A 25,675-nucleotide genomic window follows, 5' to 3' on the forward strand; every position below is an offset into this window, starting at 1 on the left:
CCGGGCATGACTGTCATGTGACCTTCGTCATTGCGCCGGTCTCCCGACGCCATGACTCAGGCGTGCCCACCCACCGACGGCGTCTGCGCCTCCAGCGTCTCCAGCGCGCGCGCCACCGCTTCGGGCGATTTGGTGAAGGGCGCAATCAGGCTGTAGAAGGCCGGCACCACGTACAGCGACAGCAACGTGGACAGCGACACGCCGAAGATCACCACCACACCGATGGTGGCACGGCTGGCCGAGCCGGGCCCGCCGGCCACCACCAGCGGAATCGCACCGACCACGGTGGCGATCGAGGTCATCAGGATCGGACGCAGGCGCACCGATGCCGATTCCACGATCGCCGCATGCACGCTGCGGCCTTCGTCGCGCAACTGATTGGCGAACTCCACGATCAGGATGCCGTTCTTGGCCGCCAGGCCCACCAGCATCACGATGCCGATCTGACTGAACAAATTGAGCGTGCCTCCGGTGAGCCACAAGCCGACCAACGCCCCCAACACCGCCAGCGGCACGGTGAGCATGATCACCAGCGGATGCGCAAAGCTCTCGAACTGCGCCGCCAGCACCAGATACACCACCAGCAAGGCCATGCCGAAGGTCAGCAACACCGCGCTGCCGGATTGCTGGTATTCGCGCGATTCGCCCTTCCAGTCCACCTGCGCGTACTCGGGCAACTCCTCGCGTGCAGCCTGTTGCGTCCAGGCGATTGCCTCACCGAGCGGGTAGCCCGGCGCCAGGCCTGCGCTGATGGTGATCGCGCGCAGGCGATTGAAGCGATTCAAGGTACCGGCTTCGGCCACTTCGCTCAGCGTGACCAGGTTGGACAACGGAATCAGCTCGCCACGGATCGAACGCACGCGGATGGCGGTGAGGTCTTCCGGCGCCATGCGGCCTTCGCGGCCGGCCTGCAGCATGACGTCGTATTCCTCGCCGTTGTCGACGAAGGTGGTGACGCGACGCGACCCCATCATCGCCTCCAGCGCGCCGCCGATCGCGGTGACCGACACGCCCAGATCGGCGGCGCGCAGACGATCGATATTGACGCGCATCTGCGGGCGGGTTTCCTTGTAGTCCGAGTCCGGGCCCACCAGCCCCGGATTGGCTTCCATGCGCTGCAGGATACGATCGCGCCACTGCGCAATCTCCGCATAATCCGGCCCGCCCAGCACCAGCTGGAACGGTTGCCCGCGGCTACGCACCAACCCGCCACTCACCTGCGTGCGTGCGCGCACGCCGCTGAGCACGTTGAGTTTCTGCTGCAGTTCGTCGGCCACTTCGGTGGTCGGCCGGCTGCGCTTTTGCCAGTCCTGCAAAAACACGCTGACGCGACCGGTGTGCATTTCCTCGCTGCTGCCAAAGCCGCCGGGCACGCGCGGGTTGGCCCGCACGATCGGCTTGTCCGGGCCCACGTACGGGCCGAGGATGGCTTCGACCTGATGCATCTGCCCCACGGTGTAGTCGAAGCCGGCGCCTTCAGGCCCGTCGATCATGATCTGGAAATTGCCGCGGTCTTCGGCCGGCGCCAGTTCGGAGGGAATGCGGCTCATCAACCAGGCGCTGGCACCCAGCGCCAACAGCATCAGCAGCGCGAAGATCCAGGTGCGATGCACATGCCGCTCCAGCGAGCGCCCGTACGCAGCGGACACCGCCTGCATGCGGCCATCGAACCAGCGATGGAAGCGATTGGGCTTGGCCTGCCCGTGCGACCGCAGCAGCTTGGACGACATCATCGGCGTCAGCGTCAGCGCCACGAACGCCGAGATCGCTACCGCTGCGGCCAACGCCACCGCCAGCTCGCGGAACAGGCGCCCGGTATTGCCTTCCAGGAAGCCCACCGGCAGGAACACCGCCACCAGCACCGCAGTGGTGGCGATCACCGCGAAGGCGACCTGCCCGGTCCCGCGCTTGGCGGCCACCAATGGCGGCTCGCCCAGGTCGATGCGGCGCTGGATGTTTTCCACCACCACGATGGCATCGTCCACCACCAGGCCGATACACAGCACCAGCGCCAGCAGGGTCAGCAGGTTGATCGAGAAATCGAAGGCGTACAGCGCGATGAACGCGGCGATCAGGCACACCGGCACCGTCACCGCCGGAATCAAGGCCGCACGTGCGCTGCCCAGGAACACCCAGATCACCACCAGCACCAGCACCACCGCTTCGACCAGCGTGTGGTACACGCGCTCCACCGCCGCGTCGATGAAGGTCGTGGTGTCGAAGGCGACGAAGATGTTGGTGCCCTGCGGCAGCGTTTTCTGTATTTCTTCGGCCTGCGCGCGCGCCTCGCGGGCCACATCCAGCGCATTGGCGGTGGAGTTGCGCACGATGCCCAGGCCCACATTGGGCACGCCGTTGCTCTGGAAATAGGCACGCCGTTCGGCCGAGGTCAGCTCGACCCTGGCCACATCGCCCAGGCGCACCACATAGCCGCCCTCGCCCTTGCTGAGCGGCAGCTTGGCGAAGTCTTCGGGCTTGAGATAACTGCGCTCCACGCGCAGGGTGAAGTCGCGCTGCGCCGATTCGATGCTGCCGGCCGGCAGCTCCACATTTTCGTTCTGCAGCGCGGTTTCGACGTCGGCCACGGTGAGCGCGCGCGCTGCCAGCTGGTCGCGGTCCAGCCAGATGCGCATCGCATAGCGCTGACGTCCGCCAATACGCACCTGCGCCACGCCATCCAGGCTGGAGAAGCGGTCCACCACATACCGCTCGGCGTAGTCGGACAGCTGCAGGGTATCCATCGTGCTGGAGCTCATGTTGAGCCACAGGATCGGGTCGGCGTCGGCTTCGACCTTGGAAATTTCCGGCGGGCGCGCCTGGTCGGGCATGCGATCGGAGACGCGGCTGACCGCATCGCGCACATCGTTGGCGGCCGCCTCCATATCGCGCGTCTGCACGAATTCGATGCTGATATCCGAGGACCCATTGCGGCTGCGCGCCTCGATGGTGGCGATCCCTTCGATACCGGCCAGCGCGTCTTCCAGCACCTGGGTGATGCGGCTTTCCACCACCGCCGCCGAAGCGCCGGTGTATTCCACATCCACCGACACGATGGGCGGGTCGATCGCCGGCAACTCGCGCAGCGTGAGCCGGGTGAACGACATCACCCCCAGCACGATCAGCAGCAGGCTCATCACCACCGCCATCACCGGGCGGGTAATGGACAGATCGGAAAGTTTCATCGCGCTGCCTGCGGGCGTGCCGGCGGCGGCGCGGCTTGATCGACCACCTTCAGGCCCGGACGCAGCTTGCCGGTGCCGTCCACCACGATGCGCTCACCTTGCTTGATGCCTTCCAGGATTTCCACCTTGCCGTCGCGCCGCTCGCCCAGGCGCACATCGGCACGCTCCACGCTGCTGTCGGGCTTGACCCGGAACACGTAGGACTCGCGCCCCACCTGCACCAACGCAATCTCCGGGATCACCACCGCCTGCCGCGCCGGCTGGAACAACCGCACATCCAGCAACATGCCCGGGCGCAGCCGGCGATCGCCGTTGGGGAAGTCCGCGCGTACCGTCACCGAGCGGGTGGTCTCGTCGATACGCGAATCGATCGCCGCCACCACGCCTTCGAACTGTTCGCCCGGGTACGCCGCCGCGCTGCCATTGACGGTATTGCCGAGCTGCACCAGGCCGAACTGCGATTCCGGCACCTGGAAGTCCACGTACATGCGTTCCACATCGTCCAGCGTGGCGATCACGGTACTCGATGTGATCAACGAACCCGGGCTGATCTGGCGGATGCCCAGCACGCCGGAAAACGGCGCGCGCACTTCGCGGTCGGTGATTTCCGCGCGCATCTGCTGTACCCGCGCCTGTGCGGCGTCGCGCAGGGCGCGCTGGGTATCCACCGTGGATTTGGCCACCAGCTGCTGGCCGACCAGGCTCAGCTGCCGACGATACAACTGGTCGGTTTCTTCGAAGGTGGCCTGTGCGGCAGTCAACGCCGCCTGCTGCGAATTGCCGCGCAGGCGCAGCAGCAACTGCCCGGCCTTGACCTCGTCGCCGCTGTCGAAATTGACCTGCTCCACCACATCGCTCACCGCTGCGGTCAGCGCCACCGACTCGCGCGCACGCACGGTGGCGATCGATTGCACGGTCGAATTCCAGGGTTGGGTGGTCACCGCCTGCACAGAGACCGGAATGGGTTTGGCGGCGGCCGGCGTGGCGGCCTGACGGCTACAGCCGGCCACTACAACGGCCAACAGGAGCGCGGCGCAAAAACGCGCGCTGGGTCGAACAAGCATCGGAACATCCTGGCGGGGTACGTCGAAAGTTTAACGACCTAGCCGCCATGGAGTTGGCAGAAAGGGCGCGCTTGCACCATGACCAAAGACCCTTGCCGTCGTCAGCGCGATGCGCTGGTCAGCGGTCCAGCCCGAGAAACTCAAGCACCTGGTGCGCCAGCGCCTCTACATTCTCACCATCGGCGTGAAGATGGATCTCCGGCGCGTCCGGCGCCTCGTATGGCGAATCGATGCCGGTGAAGTTGGGGATCTGCCCGGCCCGCGCCTTGCGGTACAGCCCCTTCACGTCGCGCGCTTCGGCGACCGCGAGCGGCACGTCCACGAACACCTCGACGAATTCCCCGTCGTCGAACCGCTCGCGCGCCAGTTGCCGTTCGGCACGGAACGGCGAAATGAAGCTCACCAGCACGATCAGGCCCGCGTCGGCCATCAGCCGCGCCACTTCGGCCACGCGGCGGATATTTTCCACGCGGTCTTCGTCGGTGAAGCCCAGATCGCGGTTGAGCCCGTGGCGCACGTTGTCGCCGTCCAGGATGAAGGTGTGATGGCCCAGTGCGTGCAGCCGCTTGTCCACCAGATTGGCGACGGTGGATTTGCCCGCCCCGGACAAGCCGGTGAACCACAGCACGCGCGGAGTCTGGCCCTTGATGTACGCACGCGCGGCGCGGTCCACGTCCAGATGCTGCCAGTGCACGTTGCCGGCGCGGCGCAGCGCAAATTGCAGCGTCCCGGCGGCGACCGTGGCGTTGCTCTGCCTGTCGATCAGGATGAACCCGCCGAGCACGCGGCTGCGCGCATACGGCGAAAACGCGATGGGCTCGTCCAGCGCCAGATTGCAGTAGCCCACCTCATTGAGCTCCAGCCGCTTGGCGGCCAGGCGCTCCTGCGTGTTCACATCGACCTTGTGCTTGATCTCGCTGATGCTCACGGTGACCGTGCGGGTGCCGATCTTGAGCCAGTACGGGCGGCCCGGCAGCAACGCGGCATCATCCATCCACAGCAGATGCGCAGCGAACTGGTCGGCCACTTCCGGTGGGTCGTCGATGGCGGCGATGATGTCGCCGCGACTGATGTCGATGTCTTCGCGCAAGGTCAGCGTCACGGCCTGTCCGGCGCGTGCGCTGCCCACCTCGCCATCGGCATCCAGCACCGATGCCACCTGCGCGCGGCGCCCCGATGGCACCACCACCACCGCATCGCCCACGCGCACCTGCCCGGACGCGATGGTGCCGGCATAGCCACGAAACTGCGAATTGGGGCGATTGACCCACTGCACCGGCAGACGGAACCCGCTATCGGCTTCGGGCGCCAGTTGCACTGTTTCGAGATGCTGCAGCAGATACGGCCCGCCATACCACGGCATCCGCGTCGAGGCGCTGGACAGATTTTCGCCAGCCAATGCCGACAGCGGAATGCACTGCACATCGGCAATGCCCAGCTGCGCGGCCAGCACGCGATAGGCATCGGCGATCTCGGCGAACACCTGTGCGTCGTAATCCACCAGATCCATCTTGTTGACCGCCAGCACCACATGGCGAATGCCCAGCAACGACACGATGTAACTGTGTCGGCGCGTCTGCGCCAACAGCCCCTTGCGCGCGTCCACCAGCACCACCGCAACATCGGCGGTGGATGCGCCGGTGGCCATGTTGCGCGTGTACTGCTCATGCCCCGGGCAATCGGCGACGATGAACTTGCGCTGGTCGGTATCGAAGTAGCGATACGCCACATCGATGGTGATGCCTTGTTCGCGCTCGGCGGCCAGCCCATCCATCAACAACGCATAGTCGATACTCGCGCCCTGCGTGCCATGCCGGCGGCTATCGCTTTCCAGCGCCGCCAGTTGATCGTCGAACAGCCGCTTGCTGTCGTACAACAAGCGCCCGATCAATGTGCTCTTGCCGTCATCCACGCTGCCGCAGGTGATGAAGCGCAGCAACGGCTTGGATTCGTGTCGATGCAGGTAGGCGCCGATGGCGCCGGGATTGGGGAGTCGGGAATCGGGAATCGCAACGGCGGCCTCCTCCCTCATCGCGTTCGCGGCCAACTGCTGTTGCGATTCCCCATTCCCGATTCCCGATTCACTGCCCATCAGAAATATCCCTCAAGCTTCTTCTGCTCCATCGATGCACCCGGCGCATGATCGATCATGCGGCCCTGGCGTTCGGAGCTGGTGCTGACCAGCATTTCGGCGATCACCGCTTCCAGCGTGTCTGCAGTCGATTCGATCGCGCCGGTCAGCGGATAGCAGCCCAGCGTGCGGAAGCGCACCGAGCGCAGTTGCGGGGTCTCGCCGTCGTGCAGCGGCAGGCGATCGTCGTCGACCATGATCCAGGCACCGTCGCGTTCCACCACCGGACGCGGCGCGGCGAAATACAGCGGCACCACCGGAATTTTCTCGCGGTAGATGTACAGCCAGATATCCAGCTCGGTCCAGTTGGACAACGGAAACACGCGCACGCTCTCGCCGGGTTTGGTGCGCGCGTTATAGAGATTCCATAGTTCGGGACGCTGATTCTTGGGGTCCCAGCGATGGCGTGCGTTGCGGAACGAGAACACGCGCTCCTTGGCGCGTGATTTCTCCTCGTCGCGGCGCGCTCCGCCAATGGCCGCATCGAAGCCGCCCTGCTCCAGCGCCTGCTTCAACCCCTGGGTCTTCATCACATCGGTATGCACCGCCGCGCCATGGCTGATCGGGCCGATCCCCTGTTCGATACCGTCCGGGTTGATGTGCACGCGCAGGTCCACGCCGGTCTCGGCGGCGCGGCGGTCGCGGAAGGCGATCATCTCGCCGAACTTCCAGCGCGTGTCCACGTGCAACAACGGGATCGGTGGCGACGACGGGGCAAACGCCTTGAGCAGCAGATGCAGCAGCACCGAGCTGTCCTTGCCCACCGAATACAGCATCACCGGGGCCCGGAATTCGGCGGCGACCTCGCGCAGGATGTGGATGCTTTCGGCCTCGAGTCGGTCGAGGTGGGACAGGGGCTGCAGGGTCATCGGAGCGTCGGGGGCGTGAGCAGCAGGGCCCACCCATGGTAGGCCATGGCAGCGCAGTGTGTGGCGGAGGCGATATCCGGCTGAAATAAGCGCCCGGCATAACGCGATAACCGGTGGTCCTTTCTGGCGGCGGCGGCGCTTCCCTACCATCACTGGTCTCATCGATGCCCCACGGACCCGAATGACCGCCGCCAGTTCGACGCTACCGCCCAGCCCCTTGCCCGACGAGCGCAAGGCGCTGCTGGACCGGTTGGTGGACGGCCTGGATTCGGCATCGCTGTGGTGGCTGTCCGGCTACACCGCCGGACTGGCGCAAGGCCAGCCGCCGCGCTCGCTGGCGGTACTGCCGGGCGGCCAGCCGCACGCCGTGGCGCAGGAAAGCCAGCGCCTGACCGTGCTGTACGGCAGCCAGACCGGCAACGCGCGCAGGGAAGCCGAGCGCCTGGCGGCCGAGGCCGACGCTGCGGGCCTGAGCGTGCGCCTGCAGCGTGCGGACCAGTACCCCACCCGCGAACTGGCCGGCGAGCGCCTGCTCTATGTGGTCATCAGCACCCAGGGCGAAGGCGACCCGCCGGACGATGCGATCGGCCTGGTGGAATTTCTGGCCAGCCGGCGCGCGCCCAAGCTACCCGAGCTCAACTACGCCGTGCTGGGGCTGGGCGATTCCAGTTACGCGGATTTTTGCGGTATCGCAAAGCGCATCGACGACCGCTTGGCCGAACTCGGCGGCAGCCGCGTGCTGGCGCGTGGCGAAGCCGATCTGGATATCGACAGCGTGGCTGCGCCCTGGCGTGCACAAGCGCTCAAGCATGCGCGCGAGCACCTCAAGAACGGCCCGCCCTCGGCCACCGTCACGCCATTGCGCAGCGGCGTGGCCGCGCCGGTGTGGTCGCATCAACACCCGTTCCCCGCCGAGCTGCTGGCCAACCAGATCATCAGCGGGCGCGACTTCAAGGGGCCGGGGTTCCGCGTCTATGCATCGCCCGGCAAGCGCGTGCGTCACCTGGAACTGTCGCTGGAAGGCAGTGGGCTGAGCTACGCGCCCGGCGATGCGCTGGGCATCCGTCACCGCAATCCGTCCGCGTTGGTGGATGCGGTGCTGCAGACCTTGCGCCTGGATGGTCATGCCCCCGTCACCATCGGCGAAGAGACTCTGCCCTTGAACGAGTGGCTGGCCACCCGGCGCGAACTGACCAAGCTGTCGCGGCCGCTGTTGGCCGCACACGCCGAGCGTGCGCGCGCCGACGACCTGCAGGCGCTACTCACCCCGACCCAGACTGCCGGCCTGGCGTCGTTGCTCGCCGATCATCAAGTGATCGACGTGCTGCGACGCTGGCCGGCGGCTTGGGACCATGACGGCCTGCTGGCCGCCTTGCGTCCGCTCACTCCACGCCTGTATTCGATCGCCTCCAGCCGCAAGCGCGTGGGCGAGGAAGTGCACCTGGTCGTGGACGAACTCCGTTACCACGCGCATGGCCATGCCCATCTGGGCTCGGCCAGCGGCTTTCTCGCCGCCCTTGTCGAAGGCGACAGCGCACCGGTCTATATCGAGCCGAACGAACGCTTCCGGGTGCCGCCCGATCCGGATCGCGACATCGTGATGATCGGTCCCGGCACCGGCGTGGCACCGTTTCGCGGCTTCGTGCAGGAACGCGCCGAAACCGGCGCCAAGGGCCGTAACTGGCTGTTCTTCGGCGCCCAGCATTTCACTACCGATTTCCTGTATCAGGCCGAGTGGCAACAGGCCTTGCAGCGCGGCGAACTGCACGCGCTGGACCTGGCGTTCTCGCGCGACCAGGCGGAGAAGATCTACGTACAACATCGCCTGCGCGCGCGCGGCGCCGAGGTCTATGCCTGGCTGCAAGGCGGCGCGCATCTGTATGTGTGCGGGGCCATCGGCATGGGCAAGGACGTGCATGCCGCGCTGCTGGATATCGTCGCCACCCACGGCGCCCTGGATGCGGAAGCCGCCGCCGCGTATCTCACCCGTTTGCAAGTGGAGGGGCGGTATGCGCGCGATGTCTATTAGTGCCGGGAATCGGGAGTGGGGAATCGGGAATCGGTACAGCCCGCACCTGAGTTTTTCCGGCAGACCAGCCAGCTTTTTACGATTCCCTATTCCCCATTCCCGATTCCCATGACCCATTCCGTCGAAGACATCAAATCCGAAAGTCGCCGTCTGCGCGGGTCGCTGGAACAGAGCCTGGCCGATGCGGTGACCGGCGCGTTGCGCGAGGACGATCAGACGCTGATCAAGTACCACGGCAGCTACCAGCAGGACGATCGCGATATCCGCGATGAGCGGCGTCGGCAGAAGCTCGAACCGGCGTATCAGTTCATGATCCGCACGCGCACGCCGGGCGGGGTGATCTCGCCCACGCAGTGGCTGGCGCTGGATGGCATCGCTACGCGGTACGCCAATCACTCGCTGCGCATCACCACCCGCCAGGCATTCCAGTTCCATGGCGTGATCAAGCGCGAACTCAAGGCGACCATGCAGGCGATCAACGCGACCTTGATCGATACACTGGCCGCCTGCGGCGATGTCAATCGCAATGTGCAAGTGGCCGCCAACCCGCTGCTGTCGCAGGCGCATGCCACGCTGTATGCCGATGCCGCGCGGGTGTCCGAGCACCTGTTGCCCAACACCCGGGCGTATTACGAGATCTGGCTGGACGAAGAACGTGTATCCGGCTCCGGCAGTGAAGAGGAACCGATCTACGGCGACCGCTATCTGCCGCGTAAGTTCAAGATCGGTTTCGCCGCACCGCCGCTCAACGATGTGGACGTGTTCGCCAACGACCTGGGCTTTATCGCGATCCTGCACGCGGGTGAGTTGCTCGGCTACAACGTCAGCATCGGCGGCGGCATGGGCGCCAGCCACGGCGATGCGGAAACCTGGCCGCGCGTGGCCAATGTCATTGGGTTTGTCAGCCGCGATCAGCTGCTGGATGTCGCCACCGCCGTGGTCACCACCCAGCGCGACTTCGGCAACCGGGCGGTACGAAAACGCGCGCGCTTCAAGTACACCATCGACGATCACGGCCTGCACACCATCGTGGCCGAGATCGAACGGCGTGCAGGCTTTGCGCTGCAACCTGCAAGGCCGTTCGCCTTCGAGCACAACGGCGATCGTTATGGCTGGGTCGAGGGCGAACACGGGCTGTGGCACCTGACCCTGTCGCTGCCGGCCGGGCGCATCGCCGATACCGACACCGTTGCGCATCTGAGCGGCCTGCGCGCGATTGCGCAATTGAACGTTGGGCAATTCCGCATGACGCCCAACCAGAACCTGGTCATCGCCGGCATACCGGCCGACGCACGCGCGCGCGTCGATGCCCTGGTTGCGCAACACGGCCTGGATGCCGGCAATCGCGCACCCACCGCGCTGGCGCGTGGCGCGATGGCCTGCGTGGCGCTGCCCACCTGCGGCCTGGCGATGGCCGAAGCCGAGCGGTATCTGCCCGACTTCAGCGCGGCCTTGCAGCCGCTGCTGGAGCGGCACGGCTTGGCCGACACCCCAATTGTGTTGCGCCTGTCCGGTTGCCCGAATGGGTGCTCGCGCCCGTATTTGGCCGAGATCGCGCTGGTCGGCAAAGCCCCGGGGCGCTACAACCTGATGCTCGGCGGCGATCGCCGTGGCCAGCGCTTGAACACGCTGTACCGCGAAAACATCACCGAAGCGGAGATCCTCGCGGAACTGGAGCTATTGCTGGCCCGCTATGCGGCCGAACGCGACCAGGCCGGCGACGAAGGCTTCGGCGATTTCCTGCATCGCCGTGGCCTGATCGCCCTGCCGCCCTATCCCACGCACCGTCACCTCGACCTGGAATTGCTCGCATGACCGCGCTGCCAGCTGCATCGATCGCACTTTCCGCGCTGGACGACCTGGACACACTCAACGCGCAGCTGGAAGGCCTGCGTGCCGACGAACGCGTGGCCTGGGCGTTGCAGCACGGCCCGCAGGACGCGGCGCTGTCGTCCAGCTTCGGCGCGCAATCGGCGGTCACGCTGCACCTGCTCACCCAGCAGCGCCCCGACATTCCGGTGATCCTGATCGACACCGGCTACCTGTTCCCGGAAACCTACCGCTTCGCCGACACGCTGGCCGACCGCCTCAAGCTCAACCTCAAGGTGTATCGCCCGCTGGTCAGCCGTGCCTGGATGGAGGCGCGCCATGGTCGCTTGTGGGAACAAGGCATGGTGGGGATCGATCAGTACAACAATCTGCGCAAGGTCGAGCCGATGCGGCGCGCCCTGGACGAGCTCAACGTCGGCACCTGGTTCACCGGCTTGCGCCGTAGCCAGTCCGGTGGACGCGCACAGACGCCGATCGTGCAGAAGCGTGGCGAGCGCTACAAGATCAGCCCGATCGCCGACTGGACCGACCGCGACGTGTGGCAATACCTGCAGGCGCACGACCTGCCGTATCACCCGCTGTGGGAACAAGGCTACGTGTCGATCGGCGACTTCCACACCACCCGCCGCTGGGAACCGGGCATGCGCGAAGAAGACACGCGCTTCTTCGGGCTGAAGCGCGAGTGCGGCATCCACGAAGACATCTGATCAACCGCGCTGCATCCGGCCGAACCAGTACCGATCCAGCAGCCACATCAGCAGCAACGATGCACCGACCAGCGGGAAGATCAGCCCGCAGATCACCAGTGCCAGCATCAGACCGCGCAGCGTGCGCGGATCGGCCGGCAATGGCGGCACGCCCAGTCCACCGACCGGGCGACGTTTCCACCACATCACCGCTGCGCTCACGCACAGCAGCACGATCGCCGCGCAGGCCAACAGCAGGATCAGTTGATTGGCAGTGCCGTATTGCTGGCCCAGATGCACATTGATGCCCCATTCCAGCGCGCGCCCCACCGGACCGTAGTCGCCGTAAGTCATGTCGAGCAGCACCGCCCCGCTGTATTGGTCCAGATGGATCACCCGCTGACGTTGCAGGTCGGCTGGATATACCGAGGCGGTATACACGCCGGTCGCGCCACGCGGCGGCGACACGCTATAGCCCGGCACGATGCCGAGCGCATCGAAGCGTGCCATCGCCGCATCCAGCCCAATCGCGCCAATCCCCGGCGCAGCGACACTGCCGACGCCACCGTGAGCTGCATGTTCTGTGTGCTCTGCGCCTTCAGTGGGCTGCGAATGTTCCGAATGTTCCAAGTGCTCCGAATGTTCCGAGTGTTCTGCTAGCGCGAAGCGGGGTGTGGAATGACGATCGGCCGCACGCATCGCATCCGCCTGCGACCCGCCCGCTTGCCCGTCATGCAAGCGTTCCTCCTGCGCGCCAGGCCCACGTCCCGGCACGCCAGACTCCGGGACGCGCGCCTGCCGCAACGACCACGCCGGATCGGTGGTATCGACCAGCCGCTGCTCCGACATCGGCTGCTGCACCCGCAGACCGGCCGGATACCCGAAATCATGCCCATTGACCCAGCGATTGACCTGCGCGCCCCACAGCCACGACCACGGCATTCCGGTCAGCGCTAGGAACAGCAATACCGCGCCAACGCCCGCACCGGTGACCGCATGCAGGTCGCGCCAGAACAGCCGCTGCGCCGGCTTGCCGCGCACGCTGACCACCCCGCCACGGCGCCCGCGCGGCCACCACAGATACACGCCGGTCAGCACCAGCACGATCGCCCAACCCGCCGCCATCTCGATCAGCCCGCGCGCAAATGGCCCGATCAACTCAAGACTGTGCAACCGACGGATCGTCCAGGCCAGGGTGCCATGCTCGGGCAACGTACCGAGCACGCGTGCACGATACGGATCGACATAGGCCACCTGGCGCACACCATGCGCATCGACCAAGCCGATTTCGGCGCTGGCATCTGCCTGCCTGGGCGTGGTGTAGCGAAACACCGTGCCGCCATAGCGGCGCTGCGCCGCATCGACCAAGCGCTGCGCGGAGACGCGCACCTCGCCCACCGGCACGACTTTCAACGCATGATGCACGCTGCGATCGATCGCATCCTGGTACAGAAACGCCGCACCGGTCAGCGCCAGCCAGATGATGAAGGGCAGCACCAGCAGACCGGCGTAGAAATGCCAGCGCCACACCGCGCGATAGAAGCGCCAGCGGCTGTCCTGGCTCGTCTGCGCACGCGCGCCCTCTGCCGTCGATACGCGCATCAGAAGCTCCAGTCCCACGACAGCGACAGCGCACGCCCATCGCCTGGCGAATAGCCGGAACTGCCGCTGTCGTACCAGGCGTACACATACGCGCGGTCGGTGACGTTACGCAGCTGCGCACTGAGCGCATGACGCGCATTCAGCGTCCAGCGCGCGCCCAGATTGAGCAAGGCGTAGCCACCGGTGCGGCCCAGCGTATTGCTGCGTTCCAGGTAGTAGTCGCCTTGCGCATTGCCCCACGCGCTCAACTGCACCGCCGGATTGAGCTGCCACTCAAGCCCGGCGGTCGCCAGCCAGTGCGGCACGTTTTCGATCTCCTTGCCGCGCGTGGCCGGCGCGCTGGGGTCGGGTGTGGCGATGCTGGCCTTCTGCCGCGAATACGACATCCACGCACGCCAGTGTTCGGCCGGTTGCAGATTCACTTGCGCATCCCAGCCGCGCCGCAACGTGCGTCCGACGTTGGCGACATCGCCGACGCCGGCAACCCCGTTCACGCCCAGAATGGTCGCCACTTCGCCGGAGGCGCGTTGCTCCCAGTACGCCACGCGTCCATCCAGCAGCGCCGATGGCGCGAACTTGAAGCCGGCCTCCCAACCGTCGTTGATCGATGGCCCCAGGTTGCCTGGCTGGCGCCGATACGCACCATCGCCACTGCCGATCTGAAACGTGCGGCCCCAGTTCGCGTACACGCTGCTCTGCTCGGCCAGTTGATAGCTGGCACTGAACTTGGGCTGCTTGATCGTGCCGTAGTCGTAGGTGGGTGCGTACAGGCCGGCGAGGATATCGTGCAGTTCGCCATCGACGCGATCGATGCGATAGCCCGGCACCAACTGCAGGCGCGCAAGCGGTGTCAGCACCGCCTGTACATAGGCGCCGCGTGTACGCAGGTCGTAATCCCAATCGCGCAATTGGGCACCGCGCACACGTGCCGCAGTGCGGTAACGCTGCGACTGGTTGTCCTGCCACTGCGCATCCACGCCGGCTTCGAGCTTGGCGGCCAGCGCGCCCCACGCCGGTTGCCAGTTGCCGCGCAACAACAGCCCGCGATGGGTTTCATCGGTATCGCGTTCCTGCTGCAAACCCGCTTCGGAAAACCGTACCCAACGCTGATTGCGGTAGTCGTTCTGGTAGGCCTTCGCGCTCCATTGCGCATCGGCAGCCAGCGTGCCATCGGCATGCAACGCGGTCTGCCGCACTCGGCGCTCGCTGCGATCGTCTTGCGCATAGGTCGGCGAACTGCGTGGCGCCGCACGTGCGGTGGCCGCATCCAGATAGCCGGCTTCCAGCGCGTGGTTATCGAAGTAACGCGTGGTCAGCCCGGCACGAAACGCGCCATCGGGGTCGGTGTAGAACCACTTGCCTGCGACGCTGCGTTTGCGGGCGTCGGCATGGTCGCGGTAACCATCGGAGTCGCGCCAGGCAAGCACATAGTTCTGACTCCACGCACCGTGTTCGATGCCCTTGCTCAGCTGCACCTCGCGCGCACCGAAGCTACCGCCGGTGACGCTCAAGCGGCCATCGTTGCCGCCGGTACGCGTCAGCACATCCACACTGCCGGCGATTGCGTTCAAGCCATAACGCGCATCGTTGGTGCCGCGCACGATCTCGATCGCGCTGATGTCCTGCGCAAACACCGCATCCAGATACGGCATACCGCCCGCGTTGTCGTTGCTGGGAATACCGTCGATCAGCAGCTTCACCGCATTGATACGCCCTTCGCCATTGAAACCGCGGAACGAAAACCGCCCCGCATCGGTGCCCATCCGGAACTGGGTCACCTGCACACCCGGCGCACGCATCAGCAATTCCCAGCTGTAGTCCACGTGTTGATCGTGCAGCAGCTCGCCACCGATCACATCCACCGAACTCAGCACGCGCGCCGTACTCGGGCTGCGCTGGGCCTGCGCGCTCACCTGCACCTTGCCCAGCGTCAACGCCGCATCCTGCGCCTGCACACCGCAGGCCGGGCCCCACACCAGCGCCAACGACGGCGCGTACCACATCGTTTTCAACAACCGTAAACGCATGACCAAACCCTTTGCCGTGCCGGCACGGCACCACCGCCGTGCACCGCAGCGACTGCGGCGGGCACGGGCATCACTCGATCGGGGAACGCGTCGCCCTTCCCTGACGTGCCTGCAGGCCGAGCTTGCGGGCCTTTATGGTCACGATGGATGGAACAAACGCTCGCACTGGGGCAAGACGTGGCGCGTGTGATGCCGGTTGAGAGGCGATGCATCGGCCGGCAACGGGACCAGACCGGTGCCGCGTGCCGCCGACGTTGGCTGGCCGCCAACGCAGACGCAGTGCACGCCGCGTGCCGCCAACGACCACCTACCGGCAATCGCCCTGTAGCGCGTCGAAACTGCGGTACGCGTCATCTCAACGCGTCACGGGCCGCTTCGCACCCACCTCAAAGGGAATCACACGTGCCGAGCGTGCAGCGGCGGCCCGCGTGCCCCAAGGCCAGCCCAGCGCAGGGCCGACCACGTCCGCGTCTTGACGTGTACCGCAACCGGCGATGGCCGCAGTTGCAGCAGGCACAGCACCACCAGCGCCAGCCATGGCAGCAGGCGCGCAGCCAGTCCGCAGTAATCGCAGGCTTGGCCGTGCGTGGCCGCGTCGTGGTCACCGGCGTGTTGCCGGATCGCTGGCGCGCTGTCGTACTGGGACGCCACAGGCTGCATCGTCATGGCCGGATGACCGGCGTGCAGCGCGCCGGCGGCCTGTTCCGGCGCGCTTACGCACATCGGCTCGGAGGGCCGCGCCTGGCTCCAGCGGCTGATCAGCGGCGCCACCAGCATCAGCGCCACCGCCAGAAAGGCAAGCAGGTGCAGCCAACGGTGGTCACGCAGCGAACGCATCGGGCGAGTGTAAGCCGCCGATACCGCAGGCGCGATGGGCGCGGCCGGAGACGCGACCAGATGTCGCACCCCGCCGACGGCCTGCGTGGCCAGCTGCAGTGCCCTACCCATTCCTTCAGCCCAGCACTATCCACCGGACCGCCACACACCATGCGTCATCACCGATATGCGCTCGCGCCCGGTTGCCCGCGCTGGCGGTCACAGTTCCCATTGCGGGCGTGACCGTGCACACATGCCGGGCCTGTCCATGCCCTATGCTTATCGCTCTCTTTTTTCGCATCCTGCGCGCGCATGAGCATCGTCCTGTCCGATCCAGCGGCTGAGCCGCTTCCCTGCGCGCCAAAACCGCCCAGCGAAGCGATGCGTCTGCAGGCGCTACGTAGTTACGGCATTCTCGATACCCCCCGTGAGGCGGCCTTTGAGGACATCACCCGGCTGGCGTCGATCATCTGCCAGACCCCGATCGCCCTGATCAGCCTGGTGGACGCCGACCGCCAGTGGTTCAAGAGCGAGCGCGGCATGGGCGAGCGCGAGACGCCACTGTTCAAGTCGATGTGCGCGCATGCGCTGCTGGACAACGACGTGCTGGTGGTGCCCGACACGCGCCGCGACGTTCGCTTTGCGCGCAACCCGCTGGTCACCGGCGAATCGCCGCTGTATTTCTATGCCGGCGCACTGCTCAAAACCGCCGACGGCCTGCCGTTGGGCACGGTCTGCGTGCTGGACCGGCAACCGCGCCAACTCACCGACGAACAGGTCGAAGCGCTGAAGGCGCTGGCACGCCAGACCATGGCGCAGCTGGAACTGCGCCGCGCGCTGCTGCTTGCCGAAGAGTCCGATCGCTACCGCAGCCGCCTGATGGCCATCGCCGGGCATGACCTGAAGACCCCGCTGCGCACTGCCGCCTACGCCATCGACAAGATGCGCCGGCATGCCAATGTCGAATCCATTCCGAACCTGGTGACCGCACGCGACGCCATCGGCCTGGTGGCGCGCAGCCTGGACGAGCTGGCCACGCTGGCGGCAGCCAGCAAGACCGCCACACCGGATATGCAGTCGATCCCGCTGGAAGATGTCGTACATGCGGTGCTGGGGGTGTGGCGGCAACCGGCGATCGACAAGGGTCTGTCGCTGCGCCATGTGCCCACCTCGCTACGTGTGCGCAGCCACCCCACCTTGCTGACCACCTTGATCGGCAACCTGGTCGGCAATGCCATCAAGTACACCGAGCGCGGACGCGTGCTGGTCGGCACCCGGCGCCGGCCCGGCCATGCGGTGGTGGAAATCATCGACAGCGGCATCGGTTTGAATCTGGATCAGCCCGAGCAGGTGTTCCAGGCATTCCGCCAGGCCGACCCGCGTAGCGACGGGCTCGGCATCGGGCTGTGGATCGTGCACCGCACCGCCGAAACGCTCGGCTGCGAGATCGATGTCCGCGCGCGTGCGCAGGGTGGCACCTGTTTCTCGGTGCGTATCCCGCTGGCCTGAGTCCAGGCGTTTCCAGCGGTGCGCACGGCGGCGCGCCAAGCGGTTGCGCAGGGCCACTGTGGTATTCCGGCGCGGCATGCCGCTCGCACGGCGGCCACGTTGGCGACAGACCGACGGCATCGTGGCGCCGACGTCATGTCGCGCAAAAAAAAGGCGGATCCAGGCTCCCGACCTGGATCCGCCGCCAAGCACGCCAGGCCTCTCCCCAGGGACCCGGGTGCGCCAGCCGCGTCGTCGCGCAGCCTCGCGCAACGATGATGCGACAGCGCTAGCAACCCTCGACGACACCCAAACCGACCGACCCTGCGCTCTCTGCATTGCCGGTCCTGCGCCGTCCACCCCTAGACGTCTGAAAGTGTCGTGTTATGGCTGCTATAAGTATTTACGACAGCGCCACGCCCAACTTGATGGACGTCGATGACGCCGGCCCGGCGGCCCTGACATGGGTAGGGGAAAATCACCGACAGCAAGGCTCCTCACTCGCCAAGCGACGCACGCATCCCCTTGATCGCAATGGATTTTCTTCAGAGCGAACACGCTGCGGCGCAGCAATTTCGGGATTCGGGATTCGGGATTCGGGATTCGGGATTCGGGATTCGGGAGGCGGGAGGCGGGAGGCGGGAGGCGGGAGGCCAAGGATCGCAGCAGCGGTTCCGTCTCCACGCCGATCGACGGAGCCGCATGCCCTGGCTCTCGTAACCCCCACTCCCCCACTCCCGAATCCCCGCACCTCAGGCCTCGAAATCGTCCGCATCCTGACGCGCGAACCATGCCGCCGAGTGCACCTCTTCTGCCGCCACCTCCAGCACCTGCCGCAATACGGCCAGTGGAATCTGTACCTGCGTGCCGCCGGCAGGCAGCGCGATCCACAGCGATTCGTCCTGCGCATCGGCCACGACGGTCAGCACCGCGTGCTCGCGCCCATCCACGGTGGCCGACAGCTGCAACGACATGCCGCCGTCCTGGTCGGGCGACCACAGCCTGCTCAGCGGCGGGCGCAGTGTCTCGTTCATCGGTGGCAGTGCCTCGGGGCTGACAGGGCGGTATGCGTGGGCAGCGCTGAAACGGGAGCGCGCCGCACGTTGGAAGTGCAGTGTACGAGTCTGCAGTGCCTGCGGGCGTCGGACCCGAGCCGCGCAACCCGTGCGGCTGCGCAGTCGCGCCCGCACACGCAACCGCACTCAGCTGGTAATCGTCTGGGTCAGCGATTCCCAGGTCGGGGGCAGCGGCCAGGCCGGGGCCTGGTTGCCGTCCAGCACGCGGCGCAGGTCGCGCTTGTCGATCTGGGGCGCCAGCACATGCACCAAATCCAGCGCGTAGTCGCGCAGCACACGGTCGCGCGGCAGCACCGCCCAGGCGATGCACTCGGCGATCGGCGCCGGTGCCGGCCAGGCGCGCAGGTCCTCGTCGCTGGCGCTGACCGCCATCTCCGCGACCAGGCCCACGCCCAGCCCCGCGCGCACGTAAGTCTTGATCAAATCGGCATCCAGCGCCGTCAACGCGATGCTCGGCTCCAGCCCGACCTGCGCGAACGCGCGCTGCAGCGACGAACCCGGCCGGGTGGAGGATTCGTAGCTGATCAAGGGGTGCTGCGACAGCGCCTGCATGTCCGGCGCGGTGCGCACCTGATCCAGCGGATGGCCGCGCGGCACGATCACCAACCGCCGCCAGCGGTACAACGGTACGGCGATGCCGGCACCGGGTTCGCTACCGGCGGTGCTGACCACCGCGATGTCGGCATCGCCCTGGCTGAGCAGATCCAGCGCCGCACTTTCGGCCGCCTGTTGCAGATGCACGCTCACCTGCGGATAGGCGTGCTTGATCTGCGCCACCGCCGGCGGCAGCACGAAGCGCGCCTGGGTGTGGGTGGTGGTCAGGGTCAGCTGGCCCTGGCTCTCGCGACGTTGGTTGGCCGCATAGGTGCGGATGTTGTTGGCTTCCGACAGCACCGCGCGCGCGCGCTCGATCACCTCCATGCCGGCCGGCGTCACCGCATCCAGGCTGCGGCCCTTGCGCACGAACAGCAGAAAGCCCAGCTCGTCCTCCAGCTGCTTGAGTTGCTTGGACAGCCCGGGCTGGGTGGCATGCACCCGCGCAGCGGCGAGCGTGATGTTGAGCTCGGCATCGGCGATGGCCACCAGGTAACGAAGTTGGGTCAGCGTCATGGGCTTATATCCAAAAAAGCGCGAGGCGCTACAGGGGCTCGACTGTAGAGGAGTTCTACCGGCCAGCTTATAACCGAACGCTATTTTCAGGGCGCATGAAGTCATTTCCGACCGCTATATGCCGGCGTTACGGTCTGGCCCTGTCCTTTCGATGCTATGGCCGTGCCCTCTGTGTTCCCGCTTCTTGCCGACTTGCGTGGCCGTGCCGTCCTGGTGATCGGCGGCGGCGCCGAGGCCGAGCGCGCCACCGCCAACCTGTTGCAGGCCGGCGCGCTGCCGCTGGTGGGCGCACCGGAACTCACCCCGCAACTGCGCCGTTGGGCACAGGCCGGGCAGTTGCGCTGGCTGGCAGGGCGGTTCGACCCGGCATGGCTGGCACTGCCCGAGCAACCGGTGTGGCTGGCGATCGCCGCCAGCGAGGCCGGGGAACTCAATGACGCGCTACGCGCTGCGGCAAGCGCGCACCGCCTGCTCACCCATGACGCCACGCCAGCCGTCACCGCGTCCACGCCACCGCGCGCCCCCACGTACCGCACTGCCGTCGGCACAGTGTCCCCTGGCAGCGTGACCCTGGTCGGCGCCGGCCCTGGCGACCCCGGCCTGCTCACGCGCCACGCCTTGCGCGCGCTCCGCCAGGCCGACGTCGTGCTCCACGACCGCCTGGTCAGCCCGCAGATCCTGCGCCTGGCCCGTCGCGGCGCGCTCTGCGTGGAAGTCGGCAAGGCCGCGCAAGGCCATAGCACCCGCCAGGAGCAGATCCATGCGCTGATGCTCGAACATGCGCGCGCCGGGCGTCGGGTGGTCCGGCTCAAGGGCGGCGACCCGTTCGTGTTCGGCCGTGGCGGCGAAGAGCTGGAATTCCTGCGCGCGCACGGCATCGGCTTCCAGGTCGTCCCCGGCATCACCGCCGCCATCGCCTGCGCCGCCTACGCCGGCATTCCGCTCACCCATCGCGACCACGCGCAATCGCTGCGGCTGATCACCGCGCACTGCAAGGATTCGCTGGACACGCTGGACTGGCAGGCGCTCGGCCAGGAGCACCAGACGCTGGCGTTCTACATGGGCGTGGCCGGCCTGGAGGGCATCCAGCAACGTCTGCTACAGGCCGGCCGCGCGCCCACCACACCCTTCGCGCTGGTGGAAAACGGCTCGCGCCCGCAGCAACGCGTGGTCACCGGCACCCTCGCCAGCCTGGCCGTCACCGCGCAGCAGCACGCCGTGCGCGCCCCGGCCTTGCTGATCCTGGGCGAGGTCGCCGGGCTGGCCGCCAGCTTGCATTGGTACGGCGCGCCGCCGTTGACCGGTCCCCCGCTGCTGCACTCACCCATCGCAACGCCCCACGCGCCCACACTTGCCCACGCAGCCTGATTCCGACGGAGACCCCATGGCCCTGTACGACAACATCCTCGACACCATCGGCCGCACCCCGGTGGTCAAACTCCATCGCCTCGCGCCCGAGCACGTGACCCTGTACGTCAAGGTCGAGTCGTTCAATCCGGGCGGCTCGGTCAAGGACCGCCTGGCGCTGGCGATCATCCTCGATGCCGAACAGCGCGGCCTGCTCAAGCCCGGCGACACCATTGTCGAAGCCACCTCCGGCAACACCGGCGTGGCGCTGGCGATGGTGGCCGCCGCGCGCGGCTACAAGTTCGTCGCCACCATGGTGGAAACCTTCTCCATCGAGCGCCGCAAGCTGATGCGCGCCTACGGCGCCAAGGTCATCCTGACCCCGGCCGCCGAGCGTGGCAGCGGCATGGTGCGCAGGGCCAAGGAACTGGCCGAGGAACACGGGTGGTTCCTGGCCAGCCAGTTCGCCAATCCGGCCAATCCCGCCTATCACCGCAACACCACCGCCGCTGAAATCCTGCGCGACTTCGCCGGCCACCGGCTGGACCATTTCGTTACCGGCTGGGGCACCGGCGGCACGCTCACCGGCGTGGGCGAAGTGCTGCGCGTGGCCCGCCCCGAGGTGCGCATCACCGCCACCGAGCCGGCCGGCGCTGCATTACTGCAGGGCCAGGACTGGAAGCCGCACAAGATCCAGGGCTGGACCCCGGATTTCGTGCCGGAAGTACTCAATCGCGACGTCGCGCATGAAGTGCTGAGCGTGGAAGACACCGACGCGATCAGCGTGGCCCGCCGCCTGGCCGCCGAAGAAGGCATCTTCACCGGCATTTCCGGCGGCGCCACCGTCGCCACCGCACTGCGCGTGGCCGACAGCGCAGTGCCCGGCGCGGTGGTGCTGGCGATGCTGCCCGATACCGGCGAGCGGTATTTCTCCACCCCGTTGTTCGCCGACATCAACGAAGGCTCCGACGACGACTGGCTGGCCGGCCTGCCCTGATCGCTCGCCGCGTCTGTCTGCATCGCCAAGGCCGCGCATTGGACGCGGCCTTTTTCATGCGCCCGGTAGAAAGGCAGGCACGCCGGGCGCTACAGGATTTCGCAAGCCATTGGCTGCCACACCCTGCGCAGAACGGCACGCGCACACTGACGTGCATGTCAAGGAAACGTTAGGATGGCGACCCTCATGCAGGGAGAGACGTTGTGAGCAACAGGCCGTATGGACACAGCAACAGCCGCGCCTGGCGCGCACCATGGCTGGTCAAGATCACCTCCCCTGTGCACTTCGCGCTGGCGCTGGGTCTGGGCGCCTGGCTGCAACGCATGTTGGACCTGCCCTTGCCCGCACCCACGCCATTGGCCTGGATCGAATTGGCAGGTGGCGTGATTGCCAGCCTGGGGCTGGCATTGGCAGTGAGTTGCTTCATCCTGTTCGCGCGGCGGCGCACCACCATCATGCCCAGCGGACACCCATCGCGGCTGGTGCTGGATGGCCCGTATCGCTTCACCCGTAACCCGATGTACCTGGCACTGGTGCTGAGCTACGTCGGTCTGTGCCTGCAGCTAGGGTTGCTGTGGGCGGTCGCGGTCTTGCCGCTGCCGTGGTTGGCCTTGCAGCTGTACGTCATCCCATTTGAAGAAGCGCGTCTGCGCACCGAATTCGGCCGCCATTACAACGACTACTGCCTGCGCGTCCGACGCTGGTTGTAGGAGCGCGGAGGGTGCCAAGACACCTGCCTGGCGATTGAGCGGAACGATCACCGCAGCGCGTTGATGCCGCTGGCCGACGACACAGAAACAGCGCCCGCCCGGCAGTCGCAGCGCATGAGATGAATGGGCAATAGCGTGCATGCTCCGCAGTGCTTACCCATCACGCCCCCATCATGCAAATCCCATAATTATCACGCCATGAGAATTGAAGTCTGGCAAGGCGACATCACAGAACTCGACGTGGACGTCATCGTCAACGCCGCCAATGAATCATTGCTGGGCGGTGGCGGCGTCGATGGTGCCATCCATCGTGCGGCCGGCCCGCGCTTGCTGGAAGCCTGCGAAGCATTGCCGCAGGTGCGCCCGGGCGTACGTTGCCCCACCGGCGAAATCCGCATCACCGACGGCTTCGATCTCAAGGCACGCCATGTGTTCCATACCGTTGGCCCGGTGTGGCGCGACGGCAAGCACAATGAGCCGGAACAACTCGCCAACTGCTACTGGCAATCGTTGAAGCTGGCAGAGCAGATGATGCTGCATTCGATCGCATTCCCGGCGATCAGCTGCGGCATTTATGGCTACCCGCTGTACCAGGCCGCACGTATCGCGGTTACCGAAACGCGCGATTGGCAACGCTCGCACAAGGTGCCCAAGCACATCGTGCTGGTGGCCTATAACGAAGCGACCTTCAAGGCGTATCAGCAGGCCTTGGCAATGCAGGAGACTGATGCTGCCTGACGGCATCGACACAGAGTTGAAACGACGAGCGCCGCAAGGCGCTCGTTGCGTTTCAGACATGCGTCCTGGCTGGCCGCAATCGAGCATCGCGTACCTGCTCTCAAAGCATTCCGCATCTTCGGCGACCGCCACAGCATGTCGTGCGGCGCTTGCAAGACGGTTGTCCATCCGGTGCTGAAGGCAGCGAGCGATGCGCCATCGGTCCATGTCTATCGCCAACCCGCTCACTTCCACCGCGAGCAGCGAATGAAGTGCTGCACGACGCAATACCACGGGCGTCGGCCACCACGCATATCCATTGCCCACAGGCCAGTCCCTGCGGGCAACGACGCCGTGTGCGATGCCTGATGAAAGCCACGTCACCGCACATCGCACGTTGACCTGGATGCAGGCGGGGCGCGACCGATGCGGTGCGCTTGCTTATCGGTCGGCGCAAAACGCAAGACGCCGGCATCGCTGCCGGCGTCCTGGTATCACGGTCGATCTGGCGTCAGCCGAAGATCAGCCCTTCCACTTGCCCAGCGCGGCCAGGCCGTTTTCCTTGGCGCGCTCATAGATGACCTGCTGCGCCTTGGCGTAATTGCCGGTCATGTCCTTGGCCCACAGCGCCAGGGCAGCCTGCTGCATGGCGCGGCCATACGAGAAACTCAGCGGCCACGGCAGATTGCCAAGCTGATGCATCTCGTTGAGGTGTGCGGTGGACTGCTCGTCGGTCTGGCCGCCGGACAGGAACACGATGCCCGGCAGGATCGCCGGCACGGTCGACTTCAGGCACATCACGGTGGATTCGGCCACTTCTTCGATGCCGGCCTGCTCTTCGCAGCCCTTGCCGGAGATGACCATCGAGGCCTTCAGGATGGTGCCTTCGAGCACGACATTCTGCTCATACAGTGCGCCGAACAGCGAACGCAGCGTGGCTTCGGTGACTTCGTAGCAGGTTTCGATATCGTGGTTGCCGTCCATGATCACTTCCGGCTCGACCATCGGCACCAGGCCCTGTTCCTGGCACAGCGCGGCGTAACGCGCCAGCGCATGCGAGTTGGCCTCGATGCAGGTGCCGGACGGAATGTCTTCGCCGATGTTGATGACCGCACGCCATTTGGCGAAACGCGCGCCCAGCGTGTAGTACTCCTCAAGCCGTGCACGCAGGCCGTCCAGGCCTTCGGTGACCAGCTCGCCCGGCATGCCGGCCAGCGGCTGCGCGCCCTTGTCGACCTTGATGCCGGGAATGATGCCGTGGGCAGTCATGTACTCGGCAAACGGCACGCCGTCCTTGGTCTTCTGACGGATGGTCTCGTCGAACAGGATGGCGCCGGAGATGTAGTCGCTCAGCTTGGGCGTGGTCAGCAGCAGTTCGCGGTAGGCGCGACGGTTTTCTTCGATGTTCTCGATGCCGACGCTGGCAAAACGCTTGGCGATCGTGCTGGTCGATTCGTCGATGGCGATGATGCCCTTGCCCGGGGCGACCATGGCCTGGGCGGTTTCGGCAAGCTGTTCGATGCTCATGTAGTTCCTGTGGCAGCAGCGGGGGAGAACGAAAGTATAGCGACGAAAGTTGCAGACATTCCTTCACGGAATGTCTGCAACCGATTACACGTATGTCGCGTGACGCAATGCGTGCGGCCGGGCACCTCGCTGCGGTCGGCATGCGCCGCGTTGCCGTTTTCGCTGGCGTCGCAGTCCGTGATGTGGGCATCTGCATCGGCCGCAGGCGTGCGGCGGCACGACGTCATGTCGAGGTCGCGCTCACCGCGCTGCCTGACTGCATGAACGCCGCCGCGAAGATGGATTGCGACAGGTTGGTGTGGTGGCACGCGCGCTATGGGTCGGCAGCGCCACGCGTTGTCGCACGGGATGACCGCCTGCGTGCCACGCCTGTACCGCGCAATCAGCAGGGACCGAACACCACACAGCACAACGGCGACCCGCAGGCCGCCGTTGTCGTTCGCTCACGCTTGCCTGTCACTTCACGC

General features: G+C 66.3%; 18 protein-coding genes. 8 read left to right on the forward strand and 10 right to left on the reverse strand.

Annotated features, from left to right (window positions below; translation table 11 throughout):
* Positions 1-56 precede the first annotated feature (56 nt).
* From GGR62_RS08580 to cysD, 4 genes are all read right to left on the reverse strand, one after another.
* The gene (locus GGR62_RS08580) at positions 57-3,182 is read right to left on the reverse strand and encodes an efflux RND transporter permease subunit (RefSeq protein WP_184407492.1); all 3,126 of its coding nucleotides are present in this window, start codon (positions 3,180-3,182) and stop codon (positions 57-59) included.
* Complete coding sequence (locus GGR62_RS08585) at positions 3,179-4,246, reverse strand: efflux RND transporter periplasmic adaptor subunit (RefSeq protein ID WP_184407493.1); 1,068 nt, start codon at positions 4,244-4,246, stop codon at positions 3,179-3,181. The genes GGR62_RS08580 and GGR62_RS08585 overlap by 4 nt, the downstream gene beginning before the upstream one ends.
* Before the next feature lie 118 nt (positions 4,247-4,364).
* Complete coding sequence (gene cysN / locus GGR62_RS08590) at positions 4,365-6,338, reverse strand: sulfate adenylyltransferase subunit CysN (RefSeq protein ID WP_184407494.1); 1,974 nt, start codon at positions 6,336-6,338, stop codon at positions 4,365-4,367.
* On the reverse strand, positions 6,338-7,246 hold the full coding sequence (gene cysD, locus GGR62_RS08595) for a sulfate adenylyltransferase subunit CysD (RefSeq protein ID WP_184407495.1): 909 nt from the start codon (positions 7,244-7,246) through the stop codon (positions 6,338-6,340). The genes cysN and cysD overlap by 1 nt, the downstream gene beginning before the upstream one ends.
* A gap of 181 nt (positions 7,247-7,427) precedes the next feature.
* Here cysD and GGR62_RS08600 point away from each other — a divergent pair, with 181 nt between their 5' ends.
* The 3 genes from GGR62_RS08600 (at position 7,428) to GGR62_RS08610 (ending at position 11,812) form a co-directional block, all read left to right on the forward strand.
* On the forward strand, positions 7,428-9,275 hold the full coding sequence (locus GGR62_RS08600; RefSeq protein ID WP_184407496.1) for an assimilatory sulfite reductase (NADPH) flavoprotein subunit: 1,848 nt from the start codon (positions 7,428-7,430) through the stop codon (positions 9,273-9,275).
* 108 nt (positions 9,276-9,383) lie between these two features.
* Positions 9,384-11,090, forward strand: coding sequence for an assimilatory sulfite reductase (NADPH) hemoprotein subunit (cysI, locus tag GGR62_RS08605; RefSeq protein WP_184407497.1), 1,707 nt, complete (start codon positions 9,384-9,386; stop codon positions 11,088-11,090).
* Positions 11,087-11,812 (forward strand): phosphoadenylyl-sulfate reductase, encoded by a 726-nt coding sequence (locus GGR62_RS08610; RefSeq protein WP_184407498.1) that lies wholly within the window; start codon positions 11,087-11,089, stop codon positions 11,810-11,812. Before cysI ends, GGR62_RS08610 begins: the two co-directional genes overlap by 4 nt.
* Here the strand turns inward: GGR62_RS08610 and GGR62_RS08615 are convergent, their stop codons facing one another.
* The 3 genes from GGR62_RS08615 to GGR62_RS08625 all read right to left on the reverse strand — a co-directional run bounded on the left by GGR62_RS08615 (position 11,813) and on the right by GGR62_RS08625 (position 16,257).
* Entirely contained in the window at positions 11,813-13,393 is a 1,581-nt protein-coding gene (locus GGR62_RS08615) for a PepSY domain-containing protein (protein WP_184407499.1), read from the reverse strand. It abuts the gene before it with no gap.
* Positions 13,393-15,396, reverse strand: a complete 2,004-nt coding sequence (locus GGR62_RS08620; RefSeq protein ID WP_184407608.1) for a TonB-dependent receptor — start codon at positions 15,394-15,396, stop codon at positions 13,393-13,395. The genes GGR62_RS08615 and GGR62_RS08620 overlap by 1 nt, the downstream gene beginning before the upstream one ends.
* 420 nt (positions 15,397-15,816) lie before the next feature.
* On the reverse strand, positions 15,817-16,257 hold the full coding sequence (locus GGR62_RS08625) for a DUF2946 family protein (protein ID WP_184407500.1): 441 nt from the start codon (positions 16,255-16,257) through the stop codon (positions 15,817-15,819).
* 291 nt (positions 16,258-16,548) lie between these two features.
* Here GGR62_RS08625 and GGR62_RS08630 point away from each other — a divergent pair, with 291 nt between their 5' ends.
* Positions 16,549-17,745 carry a GAF domain-containing sensor histidine kinase gene (locus GGR62_RS08630; protein ID WP_184407501.1) on the forward strand — a complete coding sequence of 399 codons (1,197 nt, stop codon included), beginning with the start codon at positions 16,549-16,551 and terminating at the stop codon, positions 17,743-17,745.
* Positions 17,746-18,476: 731 nt separating this feature from the next.
* On the opposite strand, the gene GGR62_RS08635 is transcribed toward GGR62_RS08630, so the two are convergent.
* Together GGR62_RS08635 and GGR62_RS08640 are read right to left on the reverse strand one after the other, a co-directional pair.
* The gene (locus tag GGR62_RS08635) at positions 18,477-18,758 is read right to left on the reverse strand and encodes a hypothetical protein (RefSeq protein ID WP_184407502.1); all 282 of its coding nucleotides are present in this window, start codon (positions 18,756-18,758) and stop codon (positions 18,477-18,479) included.
* Between the two features lie 168 nt (positions 18,759-18,926).
* Positions 18,927-19,910, reverse strand: coding sequence for a LysR family transcriptional regulator (locus GGR62_RS08640; protein ID WP_184407503.1), 984 nt, complete (start codon positions 19,908-19,910; stop codon positions 18,927-18,929).
* Between the two features lie 162 nt (positions 19,911-20,072).
* Here GGR62_RS08640 and cobA point away from each other — a divergent pair, with 162 nt between their 5' ends.
* The 4 genes from cobA to GGR62_RS08660 all read left to right on the forward strand — a co-directional run bounded on the left by cobA (position 20,073) and on the right by GGR62_RS08660 (position 23,702).
* Positions 20,073-21,278 carry a uroporphyrinogen-III C-methyltransferase gene (cobA, locus tag GGR62_RS08645; RefSeq protein WP_184407504.1) on the forward strand — a complete coding sequence of 402 codons (1,206 nt, stop codon included), beginning with the start codon at positions 20,073-20,075 and terminating at the stop codon, positions 21,276-21,278.
* A 16-nt stretch (positions 21,279-21,294) separates the two neighbouring features.
* On the forward strand, positions 21,295-22,254 hold the full coding sequence (cysK, locus tag GGR62_RS08650) for a cysteine synthase A (RefSeq protein ID WP_184407505.1): 960 nt from the start codon (positions 21,295-21,297) through the stop codon (positions 22,252-22,254).
* Positions 22,255-22,457: 203 nt separating this feature from the next.
* Entirely contained in the window at positions 22,458-22,964 is a 507-nt protein-coding gene (locus tag GGR62_RS08655) for an isoprenylcysteine carboxylmethyltransferase family protein (RefSeq protein WP_184407506.1), read from the forward strand.
* Positions 22,965-23,162: 198 nt separating this feature from the next.
* Positions 23,163-23,702 (forward strand): O-acetyl-ADP-ribose deacetylase, encoded by a 540-nt coding sequence (locus GGR62_RS08660; protein WP_184407507.1) that lies wholly within the window; start codon positions 23,163-23,165, stop codon positions 23,700-23,702.
* Positions 23,703-24,203: 501 nt separating this feature from the next.
* On the opposite strand, the gene GGR62_RS08665 is transcribed toward GGR62_RS08660, so the two are convergent.
* Complete coding sequence (locus GGR62_RS08665; protein WP_184407508.1) at positions 24,204-25,208, reverse strand: class I fructose-bisphosphate aldolase; 1,005 nt, start codon at positions 25,206-25,208, stop codon at positions 24,204-24,206.
* Positions 25,209-25,675: the final 467 nt, after the last annotated feature.

The organism is Xanthomonas sp. 3075, from assembly GCF_014197275.1.
GTDB classification, from domain to species: domain Bacteria; phylum Pseudomonadota; class Gammaproteobacteria; order Xanthomonadales; family Xanthomonadaceae; genus Xanthomonas; species Xanthomonas campestris_B.